19 protein-coding genes and 2 pseudogenes are annotated in these 22,352 nt (G+C 65.2%); 14 read left to right on the top strand and 7 right to left on the bottom strand.

The genetic code is table 11. The features are described 5' to 3' along the window. The first annotated feature begins 69 nt into the window (after window positions 1-69). Window positions 70-1,353, top strand: a complete 1,284-nt coding sequence (locus tag AB7M16_RS26040) for a glycerate kinase type-2 family protein (protein WP_453945472.1) — start codon at window positions 70-72, stop codon at window positions 1,351-1,353. Between the two features lie 129 nt (window positions 1,354-1,482). Here the strand turns inward: AB7M16_RS26040 and AB7M16_RS26035 are convergent, their stop codons facing one another. Then, window positions 1,483-2,004: a MarR family winged helix-turn-helix transcriptional regulator gene (locus AB7M16_RS26035; RefSeq protein WP_172784958.1), complete on the bottom strand. Its 522-nt coding sequence runs from the start codon at window positions 2,002-2,004 to the stop codon at window positions 1,483-1,485. Between the two features lie 175 nt (window positions 2,005-2,179). Here AB7M16_RS26035 and AB7M16_RS26030 point away from each other — a divergent pair, with 175 nt between their 5' ends. From AB7M16_RS26030 to AB7M16_RS26020, 3 genes are read left to right on the top strand one after another with little or no spacing between them, the layout of a single operon-like run. Then, on the top strand, window positions 2,180-3,220 hold the full coding sequence (locus AB7M16_RS26030; RefSeq protein ID WP_212254133.1) for a branched-chain amino acid ABC transporter permease: 1,041 nt from the start codon (window positions 2,180-2,182) through the stop codon (window positions 3,218-3,220). Window positions 3,221-3,225: 5 nt separating this feature from the next. Next, complete coding sequence (locus AB7M16_RS26025; RefSeq protein WP_453945471.1) at window positions 3,226-4,995, top strand: branched-chain amino acid ABC transporter ATP-binding protein/permease; 1,770 nt, start codon at window positions 3,226-3,228, stop codon at window positions 4,993-4,995. Continuing rightward, the gene (locus tag AB7M16_RS26020) at window positions 4,992-5,723 is read left to right on the top strand and encodes an ATP-binding cassette domain-containing protein (protein WP_439365651.1); all 732 of its coding nucleotides are present in this window, start codon (window positions 4,992-4,994) and stop codon (window positions 5,721-5,723) included. Before AB7M16_RS26025 ends, AB7M16_RS26020 begins: the two co-directional genes overlap by 4 nt. Before the next feature lie 178 nt (window positions 5,724-5,901). Here AB7M16_RS26020 and AB7M16_RS26015 read toward each other — a convergent pair whose 3' ends face one another. Continuing rightward, on the bottom strand, window positions 5,902-6,543 hold the full coding sequence (locus AB7M16_RS26015) for a pyridoxamine 5'-phosphate oxidase family protein (RefSeq protein WP_212254131.1): 642 nt from the start codon (window positions 6,541-6,543) through the stop codon (window positions 5,902-5,904). A gap of 122 nt (window positions 6,544-6,665) precedes the next feature. On the opposite strand from AB7M16_RS26015, the gene AB7M16_RS26010 reads away from it, so the two are divergent. After that, a complete protein-coding gene (locus AB7M16_RS26010; protein ID WP_453945470.1) occupies window positions 6,666-7,550 on the top strand; it encodes a LysR family transcriptional regulator in 885 nt (294 codons plus the stop codon). 180 nt (window positions 7,551-7,730) lie between these two features. On the opposite strand, the gene AB7M16_RS26005 is transcribed toward AB7M16_RS26010, so the two are convergent. Beyond that, window positions 7,731-8,150 (bottom strand): PaaI family thioesterase, encoded by a 420-nt coding sequence (locus tag AB7M16_RS26005; protein WP_212254129.1) that lies wholly within the window; start codon window positions 8,148-8,150, stop codon window positions 7,731-7,733. A gap of 573 nt (window positions 8,151-8,723) precedes the next feature. Between AB7M16_RS26005 and AB7M16_RS26000 the strand changes: the two genes are divergently transcribed. The 4 genes from AB7M16_RS26000 to AB7M16_RS25985 all read left to right on the top strand — a co-directional run bounded on the left by AB7M16_RS26000 (window position 8,724) and on the right by AB7M16_RS25985 (window position 12,484). Further along, window positions 8,724-9,740 (top strand): TRAP transporter substrate-binding protein, encoded by a 1,017-nt coding sequence (locus AB7M16_RS26000; RefSeq protein ID WP_172785227.1) that lies wholly within the window; start codon window positions 8,724-8,726, stop codon window positions 9,738-9,740. A 204-nt stretch (window positions 9,741-9,944) separates the two neighbouring features. Beyond that, complete coding sequence (locus AB7M16_RS25995) at window positions 9,945-10,481, top strand: TRAP transporter small permease (RefSeq protein WP_210268232.1); 537 nt, start codon at window positions 9,945-9,947, stop codon at window positions 10,479-10,481. A 2-nt stretch (window positions 10,482-10,483) separates the two neighbouring features. Next, window positions 10,484-11,803, top strand: coding sequence for a TRAP transporter large permease (locus AB7M16_RS25990; RefSeq protein ID WP_260374247.1), 1,320 nt, complete (start codon window positions 10,484-10,486; stop codon window positions 11,801-11,803). 222 nt (window positions 11,804-12,025) lie between these two features. Next, entirely contained in the window at window positions 12,026-12,484 is a 459-nt protein-coding gene (locus tag AB7M16_RS25985; protein ID WP_453945469.1) for a DUF3237 domain-containing protein, read from the top strand. Between the two features lie 83 nt (window positions 12,485-12,567). On the opposite strand, the gene AB7M16_RS25980 is transcribed toward AB7M16_RS25985, so the two are convergent. From AB7M16_RS25980 to AB7M16_RS25970, 3 genes and pseudogenes are all read right to left on the bottom strand, one after another. Further along, window positions 12,568-12,774, bottom strand: coding sequence for a hypothetical protein (locus AB7M16_RS25980; protein WP_025033895.1), 207 nt, complete (start codon window positions 12,772-12,774; stop codon window positions 12,568-12,570). A 118-nt stretch (window positions 12,775-12,892) separates the two neighbouring features. Next, window positions 12,893-13,168, bottom strand: coding sequence for a YiaA/YiaB family inner membrane protein (locus tag AB7M16_RS25975; RefSeq protein ID WP_035997898.1), 276 nt, complete (start codon window positions 13,166-13,168; stop codon window positions 12,893-12,895). A gap of 52 nt (window positions 13,169-13,220) precedes the next feature. Beyond that, window positions 13,221-13,917: pseudogene (locus AB7M16_RS25970) on the bottom strand (PspA/IM30 family protein). A gap of 103 nt (window positions 13,918-14,020) precedes the next feature. Here AB7M16_RS25970 and AB7M16_RS25965 point away from each other — a divergent pair. From AB7M16_RS25965 to AB7M16_RS25950, 4 genes and pseudogenes are all read left to right on the top strand, one after another. Beyond that, a pseudogene (locus AB7M16_RS25965) lies at window positions 14,021-14,651 on the top strand (TetR/AcrR family transcriptional regulator). 69 nt (window positions 14,652-14,720) lie between these two features. Continuing rightward, complete coding sequence (hydA, locus tag AB7M16_RS25960; protein WP_453945468.1) at window positions 14,721-16,175, top strand: dihydropyrimidinase; 1,455 nt, start codon at window positions 14,721-14,723, stop codon at window positions 16,173-16,175. 108 nt (window positions 16,176-16,283) lie between these two features. Next, the gene (locus AB7M16_RS25955) at window positions 16,284-17,561 is read left to right on the top strand and encodes a DUF892 family protein (RefSeq protein WP_453945467.1); all 1,278 of its coding nucleotides are present in this window, start codon (window positions 16,284-16,286) and stop codon (window positions 17,559-17,561) included. A gap of 126 nt (window positions 17,562-17,687) precedes the next feature. Next, on the top strand, window positions 17,688-19,310 hold the full coding sequence (locus AB7M16_RS25950) for an ABC transporter substrate-binding protein (protein ID WP_453945466.1): 1,623 nt from the start codon (window positions 17,688-17,690) through the stop codon (window positions 19,308-19,310). On the opposite strand, the gene AB7M16_RS25945 is transcribed toward AB7M16_RS25950, so the two are convergent. Beyond that, entirely contained in the window at window positions 19,307-20,650 is a 1,344-nt protein-coding gene (locus tag AB7M16_RS25945) for a glycoside hydrolase family 3 N-terminal domain-containing protein (protein WP_453945465.1), read from the bottom strand. The genes AB7M16_RS25950 and AB7M16_RS25945 overlap by 4 nt on opposite strands. A gap of 187 nt (window positions 20,651-20,837) precedes the next feature. On the opposite strand from AB7M16_RS25945, the gene AB7M16_RS25940 reads away from it, so the two are divergent. Further along, on the top strand, window positions 20,838-22,340 hold the full coding sequence (locus AB7M16_RS25940; RefSeq protein WP_212254119.1) for a DUF4153 domain-containing protein: 1,503 nt from the start codon (window positions 20,838-20,840) through the stop codon (window positions 22,338-22,340). Window positions 22,341-22,352: the final 12 nt, after the last annotated feature.

The following is a 22,352-nucleotide window of genomic DNA, read 5'->3' as shown; positions in this document are numbered from 1 at the left end:
CGCACGATGCGGTAGGCAGATGGCGGCGACCTCGTCGCCGCCACTCCCGTCTGCTCAAGGCCATCGTCCATGACCGACCGACGCCCCCTGCTCCGCGCGCTTTACGACGCCGCCGTCGCCGCCGCCCATCCCAACGTGGTGCTGGCCCCTCACCTGCGGCCTGCGCCCAGGGGGCGCGTGATCTGCCTCGCCGCCGGCAAGGGCGCCGGCGCGATGGCCGCGGCCGCGGAGCGGCATTATCTCGACGCGCTGGGATTGGCGCCGGAGCGCCTCGTCGGCATCGCCACCACGCGCCACGGCTACGGCGTGCCGACGCGCCGCATTCGTGTGGTCGAGGCCGGTCATCCCGTGCCCGACGAAGCCGGCCTGAAGGGCGCGGCCGACACCCTCGCGCTCGCGGGCGAGGCCGGGCCGGACGATCTCTTGCTGGTGCTGCTCACCGGCGGCGGCTCGGCCAACTGGATCGCGCCGGTGGAGGGCATCAGCTTCGCGCAGAAGCAGGCGGTCAACAAGGCGCTGCTGCGCTCGGGCGCGCCGATCGGCGAGATGAACGTCGTGCGCAAGCACCTGTCGCGGATCAAGGGCGGCCGTCTCGCCCGCGCCGGCAGGAACGCCGCGGAGATCGTGACGCTCGCGATCTCCGACGTGCCGCACGACGATCCTTCCGCGATCGCCTCCGGCCCCACCGTGCCTGATCCGACCACGCTGGCCGATGCGCGCGCGATCGTGGCGAAATACAAGCTCGACATCGACGATGCGGTGCGCCGCGCGCTCGACGAGCCCGCCAATGAAAGCGCCAAGCCCGATGACGCCGCCTTCGCGCGCGCGTCGTTCGAGCTGCTCGCGCGGCCCAAGCAATCGCTGGACGCGGCGGTGAAGCTCGCACGCGAGTCCGGTTACGAGACCATCGATCTCGGCGCCGATCTCGAAGGCGAGGCGCGCGAGGTCGCCACCGACCACGCCAGGCTGGCACTTCAGGCCCGCTCGCAGGGCAAGCGCGTCGCGATCCTGTCCGGCGGCGAGCTCACGGTCACCGTGCGCGGCAATGGCCGCGGCGGGCCGAACCAGGAATACGCGCTGGCGCTGGCCTCGCTCTTGAAGGACACGGTCGGCATCGCGGCGCTGGCCGGCGACACCGACGGCGCCGATGGCGGCGCCGGCCACCCGACCGACCCCGCCGGCGCGCTGATCGACGCTGCGACGTTCGCGAAGATGAAGGCCCTGGGGCTCGAGCCGCAGGCCTATCTCGACAACAACGACGCGACCACGTTCTTCGAGGCGACCGCCGACCTGCTGCAGCCCGGCCCGACCCTGACCAACGTCAACGATATCCGGGTGATTTTGGTGGATTGAGGCGCCTGCCCCAACAACGGTGTCATTCCCCGCGAAAGCGGGGAATCCAGTACGCCGGGCCTTCTCCGCATCTCACTACGGCCTCTGGAATACTGGATCGCCCGCCTTCGCGGGCGATGACGGAGTAACTCAAAACTCGTTGGCGATCTTCGCGAGCATTCCGATCAGGGCTTCGCGGTTGGCCTGGCCGAGCAGATCGTTCAGCCGGGCCTCGTGCTTGGTGGCGACGAGCTTCTTCGCCCGCGCCAGCACGGCCTTGCCCTTGTCGGTCAAGACCAGGATGTGCGAGCGGCGGTCGTTGGTGGAGCGGATCCGCGCGCAAAGGTCGCGGCTCTCCAGATTGTCGAGCATGGCCACGAAGTTCGGCCGGAGGATGCCGAGCGTGGAGGCGATCTCGGTCTGGTTACGGCCGGGGTTCTTCTCGACCAGCAGCAGCACCGAGAACTGCGCCGGCGTCAGCTGGAGCGAGGCCATGCAGCGCAAGAAATTCTCGAACACCTTGAGCTGTGCACGTTTCAGGACATAGCCCAGCTGCTCGGAAAGCTCGCCGAGCTGGAGGGCTTCAGCCTGCGGCTCGCCCGCGTCCTTGCGGCCCTTGGCCGCCTCGGCAGGCTTTTCGGAAGACTTTTCAGCGGTTTTGGAAACGGTCATCGCCTCGTGCTCGTAATCCCGCTAAATTCGGAACGGGTTCGTTCCCCGCCCTTGAAGTTATATTTGATAATTGTTATGGACCATATCAAATATCGCATGCGTTTTTCAATGGCTGTGAGCGGACCGTCCACCACAATCAGGAGGACCGGTCCGGATTAAGGGGGAGCGTCCGGTCTTGAATACCACCATCATGCTGTTCCTGCTGCAGGACGGCATCACCAATGGCGCAATCTACGCGCTGCTCGGCCTGGCGCTGGTGCTGGTGTTCGCCGTCACCCGCGTCATCCTCATTCCCCAGGGCGAATTCGTCACCTATGGCGCGCTGACCTATGCCTCGCTGGCCGCCGGCCAGATGCCGGGCACGGCTAAGCTGGCGCTGGCGCTTGGCATCGGCGCTTTCGCCTTCGATCTGTTCGTCGCGCGCAAGGCGCTGCATGGGCGGCTGATCGCGCGCAGCTTCACCGCCAATGTCGTGCTGCCGGGCATCGTGCTGGCGCTGACGCTGTATTTCGCCGCCCAGAAGCCGCCGGTCGCGGTATGCATCGCGCTGTCGCTGGTGATCGTGGCGATGATCGGCGTCTATCTCTACCGCATCGCCTTCCAGCCGCTGGCGCACACCTCGGTGCTGGTGCTGCTGATCGCCTCGGTCGGCGTCCACCTCGCGCTGCAGGGCCTCGGCCTGTTGTTCTTCGGCGCCGAAGGCCAGCGCGGGCCTGCCGTGCTGTCTGGCGCCTTCACCGCCGGCGCGCTGCGCTTCACCGGCCAGAGCATCACGGTCTACGCCATCACCATCGCCTTCATCGTCGCCCTCTGGCTGTTCTTCGGCCTGACACTCTATGGCAAGGCGTTGCGCGCCACTGCCGTGAACCGGCTCGGGGCACGGCTCGCGGGCATCCGCACCACGCTGTCGGGCCAGATCGCTTTCCTGCTGGCCTCCGTGATCGGCGCGCTCTCCGGCATCCTGATCGTGCCGATCACGACCCTGTATTATGACTCCGGCTTCCTGATCGGGCTGAAGGGCTTCGTCGCCGCGATCATCGGCGGCCTCGTCAGCTATCCCCTCACCGCCGTCGCGGCGCTGGTGGTCGGCATCGTCGAGGCGTTCTCGTCCTTCTATGCCTCCAACTACAAGGAGGTGATCGTCTTCATGCTGCTGATCCCCGTGCTGCTGCTGCGTTCGCTCGCCGCGCCCGCGGTCGAGGAAGAGAAGGACTGAGCCCGATGCAGAGCCGGCTTCCCATCCTCGTCTTTGCACTTGTCATGGCGGCGGTCCCGTTCATCCCGGGCGTGCCCCCGTTCTGGATCGTGCTGCTCGACAATATCGGCCTTGCGGCCCTGGTCGCGATGGGCCTCGTGCTGCTGACCGGCGTCGGCGGCCTCACCTCGTTCGGCCAGGCCGCCTTCGTCGGCTTCGGCGCCTATACCACCGCGGTGCTGTCGACGGCCTACGGCCTGTCGCCCTGGCTGACGCTGCCGCTGTCGCTCCTGGTCAGCGGCTCGCTCGCGGTGCTGCTCGGGCTGATCACCGTGCGCCTCTCGGGGCACTATCTGCCGCTCGGCACCCTCGCCTGGGGGCTTGGGCTGTTCTACCTGTTCAGCAAGCTGGAGTTTCTGGGCCGTAACGACGGCATCTCGGCGATTCCGCCGCTGTCGATCGGCACGTTCAAGATGCTCTCGCCCGGCTCGATCTACTACGCGATCTGGATCGCCGTGATTCTCTCGGCCCTGCTGACGATGAACCTGCTGGACTCCCGCACCGGCCGCGCCATCCGTGCGCTACGCCGCGGCCATGTCGCGGCCGAGGCGTTCGGCGTCCACACGCCGCGGGCCAAACTGCTGGTGTTCATCCATGCCGCGGTGCTCGCCGGCCTGTCCGGGTGGCTCTACGCCCATCTCCAGCGCGCGGTGAACCCGACGCCGTTCGGTGCGCATATGGGCATCGAATATCTCTTCATCGCCGTGGTCGGCGGCGCCGGCTATGTCTGGGGCGGCGTGCTGGGGGCGGCAATCGTCGTGATCCTGAAAGAGGTGCTGCAGACCTATCTGCCGTTGATCCTGCCGGGCTCCGGCCAGGTCGAGACCATCGTGTTCGGCATCATGCTGGTGGCGCTGCTGCAACTTGCGCCCGGCGGACTCTGGCCCTGGCTGATGTCGTTCCTCCCCGAGCGCACCGATGGCAAGAAGCCGGACACCTCGCTGAAGCTGGAGCATCGCGCCCGCGCGCCCGCCGAGGCCGGTGTCCTGCTTCAGGTCGAGAAAGCGCGAAAACAATTCGGCGGCGTGGTCGCCGTGAACAATGTTTCCTTCGACGTCCAGGCCCGCGAGATCGTCGCGCTGATCGGCCCGAACGGCGCCGGCAAGAGCACGACCTTCAACCTGATCACCGGCGTACTGTCGGCGACCTCGGGCTCGATCTCCGTGCTCGGCAGGAAGGTTGACAACGCGCCGCCGCAGGAGATCGTCAAGCTCGGCATCAGCAGGACCTTCCAGCACGTCAAGCTCGTCCCCGACATGACCGTGCTGGAGAACGTCGCGATCGGCGCGCATCTGCGCGGCCATTCCGGGCCCGTTTCCTCGATGCTGCGGCTCGACCGCGCTGATGAGGCCAAGCTGCTCGCCGAGGCCGCGCGCCAGATCGAGCGCGTCGGCCTCACCGAGCAGATGCACCAGCTGGCCGGCTCGCTCTCGCTCGGCCAGCAGCGCATCGTCGAGATCGCCCGCGCGCTGTGCGTCGACCCGATGCTGCTGCTGCTCGACGAGCCGGCGGCGGGCCTGCGCCACATGGAGAAGCAGCGGCTCGCCGCGCTGCTCCGCGAGCTGCGCGACGGCGGCATGAGCGTGCTGCTGGTCGAGCACGACATGGGCTTCGTCATGAACCTCGCCGACCGCATCGTGGTGCTCGATTTCGGCACCAAGATCGCCGAAGGCACGCCGGCGACGATCAAGACCAATCCCGAAGTGATCAAGGCCTATCTCGGAGTGGCGGCATGAGCACGCTGTTGTCCGTCACCGACGCGCATGTCGCCTATGGCAAGGTCGAGGCAGTGCGTTCGGTCTCGCTCGAGGTCGGCACCAACGAGATCGTCACCATCGTCGGCGCCAACGGCGCCGGCAAGACCACGCTGCTTTCGGCCATCATGGGCATCCTGCCGCTGAAAGGCCGCGTCGCTTTTGCCGGGCAGGATCTCGCCCGGCTCGACATCGAGGACCGCGTCGCGATGGGGCTCGGTCTCGTTCCCGAGCACCGCGAATTGTTCGTGACCATGAATGTCGAGGACAATCTCGAGCTGGGCGCGTTCCGGATCGAGCGCAGCAAGGCGAAAGCCTCGATCGAGCGGGTCTATGCGCTGTTTCCGCGGCTGAAGGAGCGGCGCAAGCAGCTCGCCGGCACGCTCTCCGGCGGCGAGCAGCAGATGCTCGCGATGGGCCGCGCGCTGATGGGCGAGCCGAAGCTCTTGATGCTGGACGAGCCGAGCCTGGGCCTTGCCCCGATCATCGTCGCCGACATCTTCCGCATCGTCACCGAGCTCCGCGCCGCCGGCGTCTCCGTGCTGCTCGTCGAGCAGAACGCGCAGGCCGCGCTGAAGATCGCGGACCAGGCCTATGTGATGGAGCTCGGCGAGTTCGTGCTCAGCGGCAAGGCCAGCGACATCGCGGCCAACGAGCGGGTCGCGGCGAGCTATCTCGGCTTCCAGCACGAAGGTGAAAGTGTGATTTAGCGATGTAGCGCTGTTCTTCCCTTCTCCCCTTGTGGGAGAAGGTGGCGCGAAGCGCCGGATGAGGGGTTCTCTCCACCCGAAAGATTGCTCGTGAGGATAGAGACCCCTCACCCGTCTCGCCGCTCCGCGGCGAGCCACCCTCTCCCACAAGGGGAGAGGGTGCACCGCGCAGGCTGCTTTAGCTTTCGTTGGAGGCTAAGCTCGCCTTCTCCCCCTTCAGCGCCGCAACCTCCGCCTCCAGTTCCGCGATCCTCGCATCTCTCGCCGCCAGCGCGGCCGCGACGTCGGACGCGTCGAATTTCTGCGGGATGTGCTGCGGGCAGTTGGTGTCCCAGGCCGCGATCTTGAACAGAATCACCTGCTCGGGGCGGGCACGATAACCTTTCGGCATCAGTGACGTGGTCAGGGCTTCGTCGTCCTCGACCACGCGCGCCTCGCCCCAGATCTTCACACGGCGGCGGTGGGCGTAGTCCATCACGAAGATGTAGGCTTTGGGATTCTCCGAGAGGTTCCCTTGCGTGATGAACTGCTGGTTGCCGGCGTAGTCGGCGAAGGCGAGCGTCTGCTTGTCCAGCACCTTGAGAAATCCCTTCGGGCCGCCGCGGTGCTGGATGTAGGGCTGGCCGTCGGCTGAAGCGGTGGCGAAGTAGAAGCTATTGGCGTCGGCCAGGAAGGCGGCGAGATTGTCGTCGACCTCGGTGCGCCAGCCGCGCTGCTCGCTGCGTGCATAGGCCTCGCGCGAACCCTTGCGGGCCTGGATCGTCTTCACCGCCGGCGAGAAGGCCACGTCGCTGGCATAGGTGTGGACTGCGGTCGTCATCGGAACATCTCCTGAAATTCCGGCGCATGCTTGCGTCTTTCGCGCCTAATCTGGACCTTTCGGCGCCTAAAACAATCGAGCACCTTGACACTTCATCATTGCGATATATGCAATAATGTCCCATGGACCGCCTGGAAGCCATGCACGTCTTCGTCACGGTCGCTGATCTCAGCGGCTTTGCGCCGGCCGCGCGAAAGCTGCGGCTGTCGCCATCGGCGGTGACGCGGCTGATCGCGGCGCTGGAGGAGCATCTCGGCGCGCGGCTGCTGCAGCGGACCACCCGGCAGGTGACGCTGACCGACGTCGGCACGCGCTATCTGGAGCGAGCTCGGCGCATCCTCGCCGATGTCGAGGAGGCTGACGGCTCGGCGCGGGAGGAGCGCAACCGACCGAGCGGGCGCCTCGTCGTGTCGGCGCCGGTCGGCTTCGGCCGGCTGCATGTCGGGCCGGTCATGACCGCCTATCTCAAGCGCTATCCCGAGGTCACGGCCGAGCTCCGGCTGTCGGACCACCTCGTCAACCTCGTGGAGGACGCCGTCGATGCAGCAGTGCGGATCGGCCATCTCGCCGATTCCTCGCTGGTGGCACGCCAGGTCGGCGAGATGCGGCGGATCGTGGTGGCTGCGCCCGGCTATTTGAAGCGGCATGGTGAGCCGAAGACGCCGGAAGCGCTCGCCACGCACCAGACCATCCAGTTCGGCCCCTGGTCCGAATGGCGCTTCCTGCGCGACGGCCGCGATATCGGGCTGCCGCTGTCCCCTCGCTTCATCAGCAACAGCGCCGACGCCGCCCTGCAATATGCCGAGGCCGGCGGCGGCGTGACGCGGGTGCTGGCCTATCAGGCCGCCGAGGGCCTGAAGCGCGGACGCCTGAAGATCGTGCTGGCGAAATTCGAGCAGCCGGCGCTGCCGATCCACATCGTCTATCCGACCTCGCGTCTGCTCTCGGCCAAGGTGCGCGCGTTCATCGATCTCGTGGTGGAGACGGCGGAGTGGCGGTTTGGGTAAGTGCGTGTCCCGCCCCGCTATCTCCACATCGTCAATGCGAGCCAACGGGTCCGCGCGTAGCGCGGCCCGATGACAGGCTCCGCGAAGCAATCCAGAGTCTTTCCGCAGTGGCAGTCTGGATTGCTTCGCTACGCTCGCAATGACGGGGCAAGGGGCGACATCGCGGCGACCTCACGAGCATCATCCCTTCTTCGGCACCACCCGGAACGTGCCGCTGGCCCGCGCGATCACGGCGTCGTCCGCCTTCACCAGGCACTGCGCGAAGCAGATCGTGTTCCCGGTCTTGATCGCCTCGCCCTCGACCGCGAGCCACTGGCCGATCTCGGCGGCGCCGACATAGTCGACCGACAGCGAGATGGTGACGAACGACGTCGTCCAGCCCGTCGCCTGGGCGCAGCTGTAACCCATGGCAGCGTCAGCGAGCGCTGCGATCAGCCCGCCGTGGATCAGCCCGCGGGCGTTGGTGTGCGGCGTCGCCAGGCGGAGTCCGACGGTGACGCCCTTGTCGGTCTTCTTCGAATAGAGCGGCTCCCAGGGATCGGTCAGCGGCGCTTTGCGGAAATGCGGCTCGTAGCCGGCGGGGATGTCGGTGAAGGTCATGGCAATCTCGCTTCATTGCTTTGGCCGCATTGGAAGCGAATGAAGCGGCGAATGCATCACCTACAAAGCTTTAAACGGAATTTGTGCAGGTGTTTGAAACGAGCTCCGCCGTCGCCTCACCAAGACTGTCATCACCGCCTTGTGCGCAATGGCGCACCGGGGCGGGTGATCCAGTATTCCAGAGACGGCAGTGATTGAAATCGAAAGGCCGCGGCGTACTGGATGCCCCGCCTTCGCGGGGCATGACAGTTGCCCAAGCAGCAATTCGGCCGGCCCGGCTCCGCTGATTGCGACCTTTGCCCGCAATACTTGCTCTGCCCGATCCTGTAGGCTCTGGGTCCGGGGCCTGCTTGTCGCACGGGCTCGCAGACGATAATTATACCATATAACGTTTGCGCAAAGGGGAGAGCGGTCGTCGCCCGAGCAGCGACAAGTCCATGCAACATGGCTGACGTAGATGGCGCGACACCGCGCGCCTCAGTTCCGGCTTGAACGCGCCGGCCAATTAGATAACATGTTAATTAACGAGACGGGGCCAGCGAAGCCCGCCGTCGCAAAAGGGAGAGACGCGTGATGAGGAAAGCCTGTCTGGCCTTGCTGCTGGCAGCAAGCGTGAGCCCAGCGCTCGCGCAGGACAAGACCTTCGACCTGAAGATCTCGCATTGGGTGCCGGCCTCGCATCCCCTGCAGAAATCGCTGGAAGACTGGGCCGCCGCCGTCGAGAAGGATTCCGGCGGCACCATCAAGGGCAAGGTGTTCCCGGCCCAGCAGCTCGGCAAGGCCTTCGACCATTACGACATGGCGCGCGACGGCATCGCCGACGTCACCTATGTCAATCCCGGCTACCAGCCCGGCCGCTTCCCGATCATCGGCGCCGGGGAATTGCCGTTCCTGATCTCGGACGCCAAGGGCGGCTCGATGGGGCTCGACGCCTGGTACCGCAAATTTGCCGAGAAGGAGATGAAGGACGTCAAATATTGCCTCGCCTTCGTCCACTCGCCCTCCTCGTTCCATTCCCGCACCAAGAAGATCGTCAACCCCGAGGACGTCAAGGGCCTGAAGATCCGCCCGGCCCACGCCACCATGGCGAATTTCGTCACCTCGCTCGGCGGCACCAACGTGCAGTCCTCGGCTCCGGAAGTGCGCGACATCATCGAGCGCGGCGTCGCCGACGGCGTCACCTTCCCGTGGGGCTCCCTGGTGCTGTTCGGCATCGACAAGGTGACCAAGTACGACATGGAGGCGCCGCTCTACACCACGACCTTCGTGTTCGTGATCAACAAGGACAAGTACAATGCGATGTCCGACAAGCAGAAAGCCGCGATTGACAAGAACTGCACGGTCGAGACGGCGGGCGCGGTCGGCGAGCACTGGGGCAAGTTCGAGGACGCCGGCATCGACAAGGTGAAGGCGGAATCCAACCATGAGGTCTACAAGCTGACGCCCGAGCAGATCGCGGCCTGGAAGAAGGCCGCCGAACCGCTGGTCAAGACCTGGGGCGACGGCGCCAAGAAGGCCGGCGCCGATCCCGATGCGACGCTCGCGGAGCTCAAGGCCTCGCTGAAGAAGTACAACGCGCTGGCGGAGTGAAGCGGCGCCGGCGCGGCGACTTTCTCTTCCCCCTCGCCCCGTTCTTACGGGGAGAGGGTCGGGGTGAGGGGCTGCCTCCGCAAAAACAGTGAGAGATGGACTCGCGGAAAGTCCCCCTCACCCGCATCACATCTCCGATGCGATGCGGCCTCTCCCCGCGCGCGGGGAGAGGCGAAGAGCCGCCGCTGGAGTCGAGATCAAGCAATGACAGCACACGACGGAACACACCCCGCAAGGCGCTCCTGGATGGATCGCGTGATCGACTCGATCGAATGGATCGCGGCCGGCTTTGTCGGCATCGTCGCGCTCGACATCTTCCTGTCGGTGCTCTTGCGCAACACGCTGAACTATTCGATCCCCGACAGCTTCGACATCGGCCGCATGCTGCTCGGCATCCTCATCTTCTGGGGCATCGCCGCGACTTCCTATCGCGGCACCCACATCACGGTCGACCTCGTCTGGGGCAATGTCGGGCCACGCCATCAGCGCTGGATCGACGTGTTCGCGACGCTGGTGCTGCTGTTCGTCGTCACCGTGCAGACCTGGACGCTGTTCGACAAGGTGCGCGGCACCTACAACGACAACGTCCAGACCTTCGACCTGCACATGCCGACCTGGCCGTTCTTCGCGGTCGCCTGGATCGGCGACGTCTGTGCCGTGCTGCTGATCGCGATCCGCACCTACCGGCTGATCTTCCATCCCGAAGAGATGCACGACCCCAAGATCAAGGCGACGGAGTAACCATGAGCACCGATGCCGTCGCCGTAATCGGCTTCATTTCCCTCTTCGTCCTGATGCTGCTGCGCGTGCCGGTCGGCATGGCCATGGGCCTCGTCGGCGTGTCCGGATTCGCCTATCTCGTCAACGGGACGGCAGCGCTGAAGCTGGTCGGCCAGACCTCGATGCGCACGGTCACCGACTACACGTTCGGCGTCATCCCGATGTTCCTGCTGATGGGCTCGTTCGTGTCCCATTCCGGCATGAGCCGCGAGCTGTTCCGCGCCGCCAACGGTTTCGTCGGCCATCTGCGCGGCGGGCTCGGCATTGCCACCGTCGGGGCCTGCGGCGGCTTTGCCGCGATCTGCGGCTCGTCGGTGGCGACCGCCGCGACCTTCTCCGCCGTCGCCTATCCCGAAATGCGCCGGTTCGGCTATCCGCAGTCCTTCGCCACCGGCGTGATCGCGGCCGGCGGCACGCTGGGGGCGATGCTGCCGCCCTCCACCGTGCTCGCGGTCTACGGCATCATCACCGAGCAGGATATCGGCAAGCTGTTCATCGCCGGCATCATCCCGGGCCTGCTCGCGATGACCATGTACATGATCACGATCTTCCTGATCGGCTATTTCCGCCCAGACTTCCTGCCGAAAGGCAAGGTGACGCCGTGGCGCGAGCGCTTTGCCGGGCTGAAGGAGATCTGGGCACCGGTGCTGCTGTTCATCTTCGTCATCGGCGGCCTCTACGGCTTGCCCTTCCTGCCGCGCTTCACGCCGACCGAGGCCGGCGGCGTCGGTGCGACCGGCGCCTTCATCATCGGCGTGCTGACCGGCCGGCTCGACCGCGAGAAGGTGCTGGCCTCGCTGCTGCAGGCCACGCGCACCGCGGCTGCGGTGTTCACGGTGCTGATCGGCGCGCTGATCTTCGGCTATTTCCTCACGGTGACCCAGACGCCGCAGAAGGTGACGGAATTCCTCACCGGGCTCGGCCTTGGTCCCTACGGCGTGCTGGCCCTGATCATGGTGATGTATCTCGTGCTCGGCTGCCTGATGGACGCCATGGCGATGATCATCCTCACCGTGCCGATCATCTTCCCGGTGATCATGCATCTCGGCTTCGACCCGATCTGGTTCGGCGTCATCATCGTCATGACCGTCGAGCTCGGCCTGATCCATCCGCCGGTCGGCATGAACGTCTTCGTCATCAAAAGCGTGGTGAAGGACGTGTCATTCTCGACGATCTTCAAGGGCGTGATCCCGTTCGTGGCGACGGACCTGGTGCGGCTGGTGATCCTGATCGCCTTCCCGCTGCTGGCGACCTGGCTGCCGACGCGGATGATGGCGCATTAATGCTTTGAATCGAGACAGTCGCCGCGACGGCAGTAAGCCCCCTCGCCCCGCTTGCGGGGAGAGGGTTGGGGTGAGGGGGAGCCTCCGCGGGGACGCTGGCAGTTGGACTCGCGGAGACTCCCCCTCACCCGGAATCCGCGCTACGCGCGCATTCCGGCCTCTCCCCGCAAGCGGGAGAGGCGAAGAAGGCGGCGCCTTCTAACATGAAAGTTGGAGTGACCGATGGCCCCTATCCTCGAAACGAAATACGTCTTCACCATCACCGCGCGCATCGGCGACGTCGTCACCGCCGGCGAGACCGGGATCGGCGTCCGCCGGATCATTCCGATCATCGGCGGCGAGGTGAGGGGCGCTGTCATCGGAAAGGTGCTCCCGTTCGGCGCCGACTTCCAGACCATCCGGCCCAACGAGCTGATCGATCTCGAGGCGAAATACGCCTTCGAGACCGACGACGGTGCGACCGTCTACGTCGAGAACAGAGGTATGCGCTTCGGCCCGCTCGAGCTGCTGCACAAGCTCAAGCGCGGCGAGCCGGTCGATCCGAAGCTGATCTATTTCCGCACCGTGCCGAAATTCGAGACCGGACACGAGAAGTACCGCTGGCTGATGGAGCACATCTTCGTGGCGTCAGCGGCGCGCCATGCGGATCGCGTTGTGATCGACGTGCATCAGGTGATGTGAGGGCGAGGCCGTAGGGCCCCTACCCGGATCGCGCCGGACGATGCTGCGCATCGCCGGAGGCAATCGGGGTGAGGCGAAGACGCCTACAACGTCTCTTGCTTATGCCCGCAGTTCTTGCAGGCGAACTTGACGCGGGTCTGGCCTTTCTCCGCCTGCACCCGGTTCGGCGCTCCGCACTTGCCGCAGACGGCCTCGATACGGGTCGTGCCCTGCTTGACCACGATGGTCTTCTTTTCCATCGATTCGCGGATCAGGCGCTCGGCCTCCTCGCGCAGGGATTGTTTCGACAAAGCTCGTCTCCGCCTCTGGAAAGCGCGAGAGCCATATCGCACCTGCACGCGAAGCACAATGCGCCCGTCCTGCCGCAGGGCCCCCGCCGCCCCACATTGCGGCGGGGCCGTTCGCTCCTCACGCCGCCTTGGAGACCTCCATCAGCAGCCGCTCGGCCTTGGCATCCTCGATGCGGTTCACGAGGCGGCTGCTCTCATGATTGTCGCGCACGGTCTTGGTCAGGGTGACGCAGGTCTGGATCATCATCACGATGCCCATGGTGAGATAACCCTTCATCCAGAGGTCGATCGGCAGGAAGAAGATGCCGATGGCGACGAGGAAGGCGGACGCTGCGAAGGACGCGTAGGTAAAGCTCACCCAGGCGCCGCTGTGGGGCTGGCCGTTCTGGTTCATGATCGTCTCCTGTTGATTCGAATGATGATTGCGTTCGGGTTCAGACTTGAGATCAGGCCGCCGGCATGCGCTTGGACTTCAACCGCGCCAGCACGTCGTCTGCGGTCGTCTTGAGCCGCGGGCCAAAGCCCTGCTCGGCGAGTCTTTCGGCGGTGGCGAGCGGACCGGTGGCCGCGTCGAGCTCGACCAGGGCATCGTCGGCCGCCTGAGCCTCCATCTGCCGCTCGCGCAGACGCCTCAGCGTGCCCTCCGCCTCCGGCAATGTCGATTCATAGGGGCGCGCGGCCTCGATGCCGCTGCGGCGAAGCGAGCGCACCGCGTCCGAGGCACGCGCGATCCGGCGACCACGATCGAGCTCGGTGATGCGGGCCTGCGCGTTGGCGACGTGGCGCTTCAGCCGGGCGATCTCGGTCGCGAACAGCGCGCGCGCCGTCATGGCCGCATCGCGATCGGCCTCCAGGGCCGCAATGGCTTCGGCGGCCTCCTTGGCGAGATCCTCGCGGCCGCCATCCAGCGCCGCAACGGCACGGGTCTCGAGATCGGCGATGCGCGCATTCGTGGCCTCGAGCTTGCGGCCTTCCTGCTGGTCCTGCGCGATCGCCAGCGCCAGAGTGCGCTTGCTGCGCTCGACGGCTGCGGCCGCGTCGCGCATCTGCTGGTCCAGGATAAGGAGGGCGGGTGCGGTCTTCCAGTTCCTCGCCCGCGGCGGCGACGCTGCCGCGGAAGAGGGTCACAACGGTCTTGAACATTGGTTGCTCCCTGTCTATGAGCGTTGCTCACACATGCTTTGTAGCAGGAATCTTGAACTTCGTTCAATACATATTTGAGCGACGCTCACGAATTTGGTTAAAGATGACTAAAGCTCTGGAGAGGCGAGAGAAATTGCGTGTCGCCCTGATCCAGGCGGCCGAGCGGATGATCGCCGAGAGGGGGTTGGCGGGCCTGAAAACCCGCGATTTGGCCCGCGAGATCGGCTGCGCCAATGGCGCGGTCTATAATCTCGTGGCTGATGTCGACGAGCTGATCCTGCGGGTCGGCTCGCGCACACTGCTCCGGCTCGACGAGGCGCTGACTTTCGCGACGCGTGCGGGCAAGCCATCGCCACGGGAATCCCTGATCCGCATCGCCCTCGCCTATTGCGATTTCGCCGCCGAAAATCTCCAGCTCTGGCGCGCGCTGCTTCGAGCATCGCATGGAGACGGGCAAGCTGGTGCCGGATTGGTCGGTGCACGACCAGATGCAGCTGTTCCGTCATATCTACCAGCCGCTGGCCGCGCTGTTTCCCGGGCGCAGCCCAGAGGAACTCGGCATCACTGCGCGCAGCCTGTTCTCGGCCGTGCATGGCATGGTGGCGCTCGGGCTGGAGCAGAAGCTGGTGGCGGTGCCGTTGCCGGCGCTGCGCAAGGAGATCGCGTGCCTTGTGCGCGCGATGATCGACGGGCTGGTCGCGCGCGACGTGAAAGGAGCGGCGGCGGCTGACTAAAATTTCACCTGTCGCATCGTGAGCGGTGCACTTAGCCTTCGAGCGGTCCCTCACCTCTCGGAGTCACTCATGCCCCTTCTCATCCGCGGCGGCACCGTCGTCAATCACGATCATTCGCGCCGCGCGGACGTGCTGATCGACGGCGAGACCATCGTCGCGATCGACGCATCGCTCGATGCGCCGACCGGTAGCCAGATCATCGATGCGGGCGGCGCCTACGTCATCCCGGGCGGGATCGATCCGCACACCCATCTCGAAATGCCGTTCATGGGCACCGTCACAGCCGACGATTTCGAATCCGGAACCAAGGCGGCGCTGAGCGGCGGCACCACCATGGTGGTGGATTTCTGCCTGCCCGATCCCGGCCAATCCATGCTCGCGGCGTATCAGGAGTGGCGGCACAAATCCGAGAAGGCGGCCAGCGACTACGGCTTCCACATGGCGGTGACGTCATGGTCGAAGCAGATCCACGACGAGATGGAGACCGTGGTCAAAACCTACGGCATCAACACCTTCAAGCACTTCATGGCCTACAAGGGCGCGCTGATGGTGAACGATGACGAGCTCTACAATTCGTTCGCGCGCTGCGCCCATCTCGGCGCCATGCCTGTTGTCCATGCGGAGAATGGCCACGTCGTCGCCCTGATGCAGGAGGCGCTGATCGCGCGCGGCGTCACCGGCCCCGAGGGCCACGCCTATTCACGGCCGCCGGAGGTCGAGGGCGAAGCCACCAACCGCGCCATCATGATCGCCGATATGACGGGCACGCCGGTCTATATCGTGCACACCAGCTGCCGCGAGGCGCATGAGGCGATCGCGCGGGCACGCGCCGTCGGCAAGCGCGTCTATGGCGAGCCGCTGATCCAGCATCTGCTGCTGGATGAGAGAGAATATCAGAACAAGGACTGGGATCATTCCGCGCAGCGCGTGATGTCGCCGCCGTTCCGCGACAAATCGCATCAGGACAGCCTCTGGGCTGGCCTGCAAGCCGGCTCGCTCCAGGTGGTTGCGACCGACCATTGCGCCTTCACCACCGAGCAGAAGCGGTTCGGGCGCGGCGATTTCAGGAAGATCCCGAACGGCACCGGCGGCCTCGAAGATCGCCTGGCGCTGCTCTGGACCGCGGGCGTCGCCACCGGGCGGCTGACCAAAGAGGAATTCGTCGCGGTGACCTCGGCGAACATCGCGCGCATCCTCAACATCTATCCGCGCAAGGGCGCGATCGCCGTGGGCTCGGATGCCGACATCGTGGTGTGGGATCCCAAGGCGAGCAAGACCATCAGCGCCAAGCGGCAGATGAGCCGGATCGATTACAACGTGTTCGAGGGTTTTGCCTGCACCGGCGGCGCGGCCGCGACGCTGTCGCGCGGCCGTATCGTCTGGAAGGATGGCGATCTGCGCGCCGGGGCCGGCGACGGGCGATACGTCGAACGTCCCGCCTTCTCACCGGTGCATGTGGCAAATTCGACCTGGAAGGAACTGACGGCTCCTCGCGCCGTCGCACGCAGCGCGGTAACGCCGTAAGCCGTCGCGCTCCCAGGCAGACGTCCGGGCAATCTCGGAGAGACTTAGGAACGAACGGCTGGAGGCCTCGTTGTCGCGCATATTTCCCTCCAGCACGCGAGTCCCTCCATGTATCACCACGTCAAGAAGCTGATGTTCACCGTGCGCGTCGACGAACCCGATCCGCGCTTCGGCAATATGCTCCTCGAGCAGTTCGGCGGCGCCAACGGCGAACTTGCGGCTGCGATGCAATATTCGATTCAGGGACTGAATTGCGAGGATCCAGACCGCAAGGACCTCTTGATGGATATCGGCACCGAAGAGCTCAGCCATCTCGAGGTCGTCGGTTGCCTCGCCCGGATGCATCTTGCGCCCTCGCGGAACGACCGCCAGGCCGCGGAGGCCGATCCGCTGATTGCGATCGCCGGCGGAGGCGGCATCAATCTGTTCAACTCGCAAGGCAATCCCTGGACCGCCGACTATCTCAAGATCACCGGCGAGCTCGACGTCGATCTCCGCAGCAACATCGCCGCCGAGGCGCGTGCCAAGATCGTCTACGAGCGCCTGATCAATTTCTGCGACGACGCCGGCAGCAAGGACGCACTGCAATTCCTGATGACGCGCGAGATCACGCATATGAAGGCGTTCGCGCGCGCGCTCGAGAGCCTGTCGAAGCCGGCCTTCAGCATCGGCCGGATCGCCCCGACGCCGGGCCTCGTGAACCAGTATTTCAATGATTCCACCGGCAGCGGTGATCACGGCGAGATCGACACCCGCGGTCCTTGGAACGAAGGCGAGGACTGGGTGTTCACGGAATCGCCTGCGCTTCAGTCCGCCGATCCCGGCGCTGCCCCGTCGATCGTCGCGGAGAGTTCGCCGCCCGTCGACGAGGCCGGACTGACCGACCTTCTGCTTCACGAGCTGCGCGACATCCTCCATGCCGAGAAGCAGCTGACAAAGGCGCTCCCGAAAATGGCGCAGTCCGCCCGATTCGATCAGCTGCGTGAACTGTTCGAGCAGCATCTGGCCGAGACCGAAAATCAGGTCGAGCGCATCAACGAGTGCTTCGAGCTGCTCGGCGAGAACGCTCGCGCCAAGCCCTGCAAGGGCATGATGGGCCTGATCGAGGAAGGCCAGGAGGTCATGAAGGAAGGCGAAGAGAAGGAGGATGCGGCCGCCGACCTCGCGCTGATCTCTGCGGCGCAACGCGTCGAGCATTACGAGATGGCCGGCTATACCACCGCACGCAACCTCGCGCAGCAGCTGCGCCACAGCGCCATCGTCGCCCTGCTCTCCAAATCCCTCGCCGAGGAAGAGAATGCCGATCTCCTGCTCAACCAGGTCGCGCGATCGCTGATGTCGGTGGCGAAAATGCCCGCCGCGCTGGAGCAGGCCGAACAGACCTAAGCCGATCGCAGCGCGTATCCGGTCGAACCCAAGCCGCCTCGCGCCTTTGCGGGGCGGCTTGGCACGTCCTGCCTGTGGCATACACCTTGCCTCTCAATGCCGGACAATTCCGGACAGGAGGTACCCTTGAGCGTTTCACCCCTCGATTTGAACCGCCGCAGCGTCGTGCTCGGAGGCCTCGGTGTCGCCGGTATGGCAGCATTTGCTCCATGCCTCGCCTGGGCGCAGGGGCGCAGCGAGACGCTGCTGGTGGTGCAGGAGCTCGGGCCGAACTCGCTGGACATGCAGGGCGTCGGCTCCAACCAGACCGTGAACGGCCTGTCCTGGAATTGCTACGACCGTCTGCTCACCTACGCCTCCAAGACGCTGCCGGACGGCACGTTGTCGTATGACCGCGAGAAGCTCGCGCCCGAGCTCGCCGAGAGCTGGGAGGTCGCGGCCGACGGCATGTCCTGCACCTTCAAGCTTCGCAAGGATGCCAAATTCCACGACGGTTCGCCTGTCACCGCCAAGGACGTCAAATGGTCGTTCGACCGCGCCGTGAAGGTCGGTGGCTTTCCGACCTTCCAGATGTCGGCGGGGTCGCTGGAGAAGCCGGAACAGTTCGTGGTGGTCGACGACCACACTTTCCGCATCGACTATGTCCGCAAGGACAAGATGCTGCTGTTCAACGTCGCCGTCGTCGTGCCCTTCATCATCAATTCCGAGCTCGCCAAGAAGAACGCGGCGCCAGAAGACCCGTGGGCGCTGGCCTGGCTGAAGAACAACGAGGCCGGCGGCGGCGCTTACAAGATCGAGAGCTGGAAGCCGGGCAGCGAGACCGTGCTGACGCGCTTCGACGACTGGAAGAGCGGGCCGCTGCCGAAGGTGAAGCGCGTGATCGCACGCGACGTTCCTTCCGCCGGCACCCGCCGCGCCATGCTGGAGCGTGGCGATGCGGATATCTCCAGCGGCTTTGCGCCGCGCGATTTCGAGCAGATCATCAGGGAGGGCAAGGTCAAGGTCTCGGGCGTGCCGATCCCGAACGCGCTCTGGTACGTCGCGCTGAACACCGCCAAGCCGCCGTTCGACAATGTCAAGCTGCGCCAGGCCATCGCCTGGGCCATGCCCTACGAGCAGATCCAAACCAGCGCCTTCTTCGGGCGCGCCGTTCCCATGTATGGCGGCGCGGCCGAGGTCTCAAAGCCGGTCTGGCCGCAGCCATTTCCTTACGTCACCGATCTCGACAAGGCCAAGGCTCTGCTGAAGGAAGCAGGCTTCGAATCCGGCCTGGAGACCACGCTGTCGCTCGACACCGGCACCGCCACCGTCGGCGAGCCGGCCGCGATCCTGATCCAGGAGAGCCTCGCCAAGATCGGCATCAAGGCGGGAATCGAGAAAATTCCCGGCGCGAACTGGCGCACGACGCTGAACAAGAAGGAACTGCCTCTCGCGCTCAACCGCTTCAGCGGCTGGCTCGATTATCCCGAATATTACTTCTACTGGAATTTCCACGGCAACAACTCGATCTTCAACATCTCCTCCTACAAGAACAAGGAGATGGACGCCCTGATCGACAAGGCGCGCTTCACCACCGATACCGCGGAATACGACAGGTGCGTGAAGGATTTCATCGCGCTCTGCATGCGCGACGTTCCCGTCGTTCCGCTTAACCAGCCGATCCACGACGTTGCCATGCAAAAGGGTGTCTCCGGCTACGAATTCTGGTTTCACCGCGAGCCGGACTACCGCCAGTTCGCAAAAGGCTAGTTCCGCCGGGCGACGCTGACGGTGCGCGAGGCAGCTCGCGCCTGCGCGGTCGAAAAGCCGCGCTCCAGGCGCGCCGCGCTCGCATGCAGCATCGCCGCATCGAGCCTGCCCTGTCGCGATCCTTGCAGGGCGCAGGCAAAGACCCCGTAGAACTGCGCGCCATCATAGGCGACCAGCAACAGATCGACGCCGGCATTGACCGCCTCGACCACGGCCTTGCAGACGTCGTTCTGGTAGATCGCGCCCATCACGAGGTCGTCGGTCATTACCACGCCCTGGTAGCCCCACGTCCCGCGAATGATCCCATCGACGACGCGCTTCGAATGCGAGGCGGCGCGATCGGGATCGACGGCGGTGAGCGTGACGTGGCCGACCATGAGCGCGCTGCGCGAATGCGACAGCACCTCGCGGAACGGGAGCCAGTCGGTTGCCTCCAGCTCCTTCACCGGCGTGTCGAGATTGGCGCTGAAATGATGCGTGTCGGCGCGGACGCGGCCGATGCCGGGAAAATGCTTGAGCGTGGCGCCGACGCCGGTCTCTTCCAGCCCGCGCACATAGGCGCTGGCGATGGTGCTGACGACGGCGGGATCGGTCGCAATCGCGCGCTGGCTGATCAGGGTGTGGAAATCGAGACGATTGCGCCGTTGCGGCGGCTTGAGGTCGAGCACCGGGGCGAGATTGAGGTTGACGCCGACTTGCGCGAGCTCGCGGCCGTGAATGCGGCCGAACTCTTCGGCTTTGGCCTGCTGATCGTCGGGGGCCAGCCCCGTCAGCGTCGCCAGCGCCGGCACCTTCGTCAGCGGCGGTGCAAGATGCCCGACGATGCCGCCTTCCTGATCGGCGGCGACGACCAGCGGCGGCAGGCCGGCTGCCCGTCTGAGATCCTGGAGCGCCGCGATCTCGGCCCGCAGCGCCTCGATGGTGCGGCCGCGGATATTGTGCCGGGTGACGTAGACGCCGCCGATCAGGCCCTGCCCGGCAAGACGCGCCACCTCGGAAAAAGAGGAATAGCCGACCATGAAGTGGGGCCCGAGCTGCCGCGCCTCGACGGCGCTGGCGCCGAGAACGTCATGCTTGCGCAGCTCGAACTTCAGATGCGCGGCGGACATCAAGACAGGCGGCAAGCACCAGAGCACGACGAGCGCCTTGCCGGCCAAGGTGCGCCAGCGGCCTCTGCGCAGCAAGAGAACGACGATTGCGATGCTTGTGACGACAAGAGCGATGTTTCCGGCGCCGCGCAACACGAGCAGATACGGATCGTTCTTGTTCGCGGCCAGAAATGCAACGAACGGCGCGGCGAGCCAGAGCAGGATGAGACCGATGCGGTTGAACAATTGCATGATGCGTCACTTGCGAAAAGCGATGATGCTTCGCACCTATCAAAGCACTTCGCGCCGCGCGAGGGCCAAAATCGCGCCTGCACGAAAACTGCAAAAGACTCCTGAAACCGTGCAGACGATGGCCGCGGCTTCTGCGCAAACGCCGTTCAGAGTTCGTGATGCCACCATTCACGGAGACTTTCTGGACATGACGAGCCTGGCTTCGACATCGACGACGGACATCCAGCCTATCAGGCCTTCTGCGCTGTCGGCCAAGCTTGCAATGGCGCTGCTGCTGGCCGCGCTCGCCGACTGGCTGTTCTACGGCCAGCGGATCGGGCTGTCGCTGACGCTGTTTGCGATCGCGACCGCCTGCGTGTCGGTGCTGTTCAATCATGCGGCCCTGGACTTCAGGCGTGCGGCGATCGGCGGCGCGATCCTCACGCTCGGCGTCGTCCCCGCCGTGGAGGAGCTCAACACGCTGTCCTTCCTGATCCTCGTCGCGTCGCTGACGATCGCGCTGTTGCTTGCGACCAATCCTGATACGACCGAGCTCACCGAACGCGCCCGCGCGCTGCGCAATCTTCTCCTGCTTGGCCCCTTCAGGTTCTTCCTCGACGCCCCCCAGGTCTTCAACATGTCGGCGTTCACCCGCGGCGTCGCGCTCTGGCTGATGCCCGCGGCACTCGGCACCGTCTTCGTCGCACTGTTCGCCGCGGCCAATCCGGTGATCGAGCAATGGGTGTCCCTGCTCAATCCCAAGGTCATCCTCGAATATGTCAACACGTGGCGCGTTCTGTTCTGGACCATGATGCTGGCCCTGGTCTGGCCCTTCATTCATGTGCGTTGGCGGCGCAAGACGATGGTCACCACCACCGGGGTCGACGGCCCTGTGCCACCGCCGCTGCCGCCCATGGTCTCGGCAGAATTTCTCGGCCCCTCCACCATCCTGCGCTCGCTGATCCTGTTCAACCTGCTGTTTGCGGCGCAGTCCATTCTCGACGGCATCTATCTCTGGGGGCACGTGGCGCTGCCCGACAACATGACTTATGCGACTTACGCCCATCGCGGTGCCTATCCGCTGATCGTAACCGCCCTGCTCGCTGCTGCCTTCGTGCTGGTGGCAATGCGCCCGGGCGGGCCGGCGGAGAAATCGACGGTGATCCGGCCGCTGGTCTATGTCTGGGTCGGGCAGAACGTGCTGCTGGTCGCGTCCTCCATTCTGCGGCTCGATCTCTACGTCGGCATCTACATGCTGACCTACTGGCGCATCGCGGCCTTCATCTGGATGGGCCTTGTGGCGCTAGGACTGATCCTGATCGTCGCCCGCATCGCGCTCAACCGGTCCAACCGGTGGCTCGTCTGCGCCAACCTGATCGCATTAACGATCGTGCTCTATAGTGTCTCGCTGGTGAACTTCGATGCATTCATTGCCGACTATAATCTGAAGCACAGCAGCGAAATGGGAGGGAACGGCGTGAAGATCGATGCCAACTACCTCCTCACGCTCGGGCCGCAGGCGCTGCCTGCGATCGACAAGGTCATTGCGCTTCGCGGCGGCGACTACTGTCTTGCGGGACGTCGAGATCGGCTTGTAGAAAGTCAACGGCAGGACCTCGCCTGGCGGGCCTGGGGCTTCCGGAGCTGGCGGCTGCAGCGCCGGCTCGACGCTCAGGTCAAGGTGCAGCCCGGCAATCAGCCGGCGGGGTGAGCGGAGAGTTTC

This window comes from Bradyrhizobium sp. USDA 372 (assembly GCF_053629095.1).
The sequence above is the reverse complement of the archived record's forward strand: the minus strand, read 5'-3'. Positions and strand labels throughout refer to the sequence as shown.

Bases quoted from the DNA above. Each gene is read 5' to 3' on its own strand.
- AB7M16_RS26040 (WP_453945472.1), top strand. From the start codon at position 70: ATGACCGACCGACGCCCCCTGCTCCGCGCGCTTTACGACGCCGCCGTC.
- AB7M16_RS26035 (WP_172784958.1), bottom strand. From the start codon at position 2,004: ATGACCGTTTCCAAAACCGCTGAAAAGTCTTCCGAAAAGCCTGCCGAG.
- AB7M16_RS26025 (WP_453945471.1), top strand. From the start codon at position 3,226: ATGCAGAGCCGGCTTCCCATCCTCGTCTTTGCACTTGTCATGGCGGCG.
- AB7M16_RS26020 (WP_439365651.1), top strand. From the start codon at position 4,992: ATGAGCACGCTGTTGTCCGTCACCGACGCGCATGTCGCCTATGGCAAG.
- AB7M16_RS26015 (WP_212254131.1), bottom strand. From the start codon at position 6,543: ATGACGACCGCAGTCCACACCTATGCCAGCGACGTGGCCTTCTCGCCG.
- AB7M16_RS26010 (WP_453945470.1), top strand. From the start codon at position 6,666: ATGGACCGCCTGGAAGCCATGCACGTCTTCGTCACGGTCGCTGATCTC.
- AB7M16_RS26005 (WP_212254129.1), bottom strand. From the start codon at position 8,150: ATGACCTTCACCGACATCCCCGCCGGCTACGAGCCGCATTTCCGCAAA.
- AB7M16_RS26000 (WP_172785227.1), top strand. From the start codon at position 8,724: ATGAGGAAAGCCTGTCTGGCCTTGCTGCTGGCAGCAAGCGTGAGCCCA.
- AB7M16_RS25995 (WP_210268232.1), top strand. From the start codon at position 9,945: ATGACAGCACACGACGGAACACACCCCGCAAGGCGCTCCTGGATGGAT.
- AB7M16_RS25990 (WP_260374247.1), top strand. From the start codon at position 10,484: ATGAGCACCGATGCCGTCGCCGTAATCGGCTTCATTTCCCTCTTCGTC.
- AB7M16_RS25985 (WP_453945469.1), top strand. From the start codon at position 12,026: ATGGCCCCTATCCTCGAAACGAAATACGTCTTCACCATCACCGCGCGC.
- AB7M16_RS25975 (WP_035997898.1), bottom strand. From the start codon at position 13,168: ATGAACCAGAACGGCCAGCCCCACAGCGGCGCCTGGGTGAGCTTTACC.
- hydA (WP_453945468.1), top strand. From the start codon at position 14,721: ATGCCCCTTCTCATCCGCGGCGGCACCGTCGTCAATCACGATCATTCG.
- AB7M16_RS25955 (WP_453945467.1), top strand. From the start codon at position 16,284: ATGTATCACCACGTCAAGAAGCTGATGTTCACCGTGCGCGTCGACGAA.
- AB7M16_RS25945 (WP_453945465.1), bottom strand. From the start codon at position 20,650: ATGCAATTGTTCAACCGCATCGGTCTCATCCTGCTCTGGCTCGCCGCG.
- AB7M16_RS25940 (WP_212254119.1), top strand. From the start codon at position 20,838: ATGACGAGCCTGGCTTCGACATCGACGACGGACATCCAGCCTATCAGG.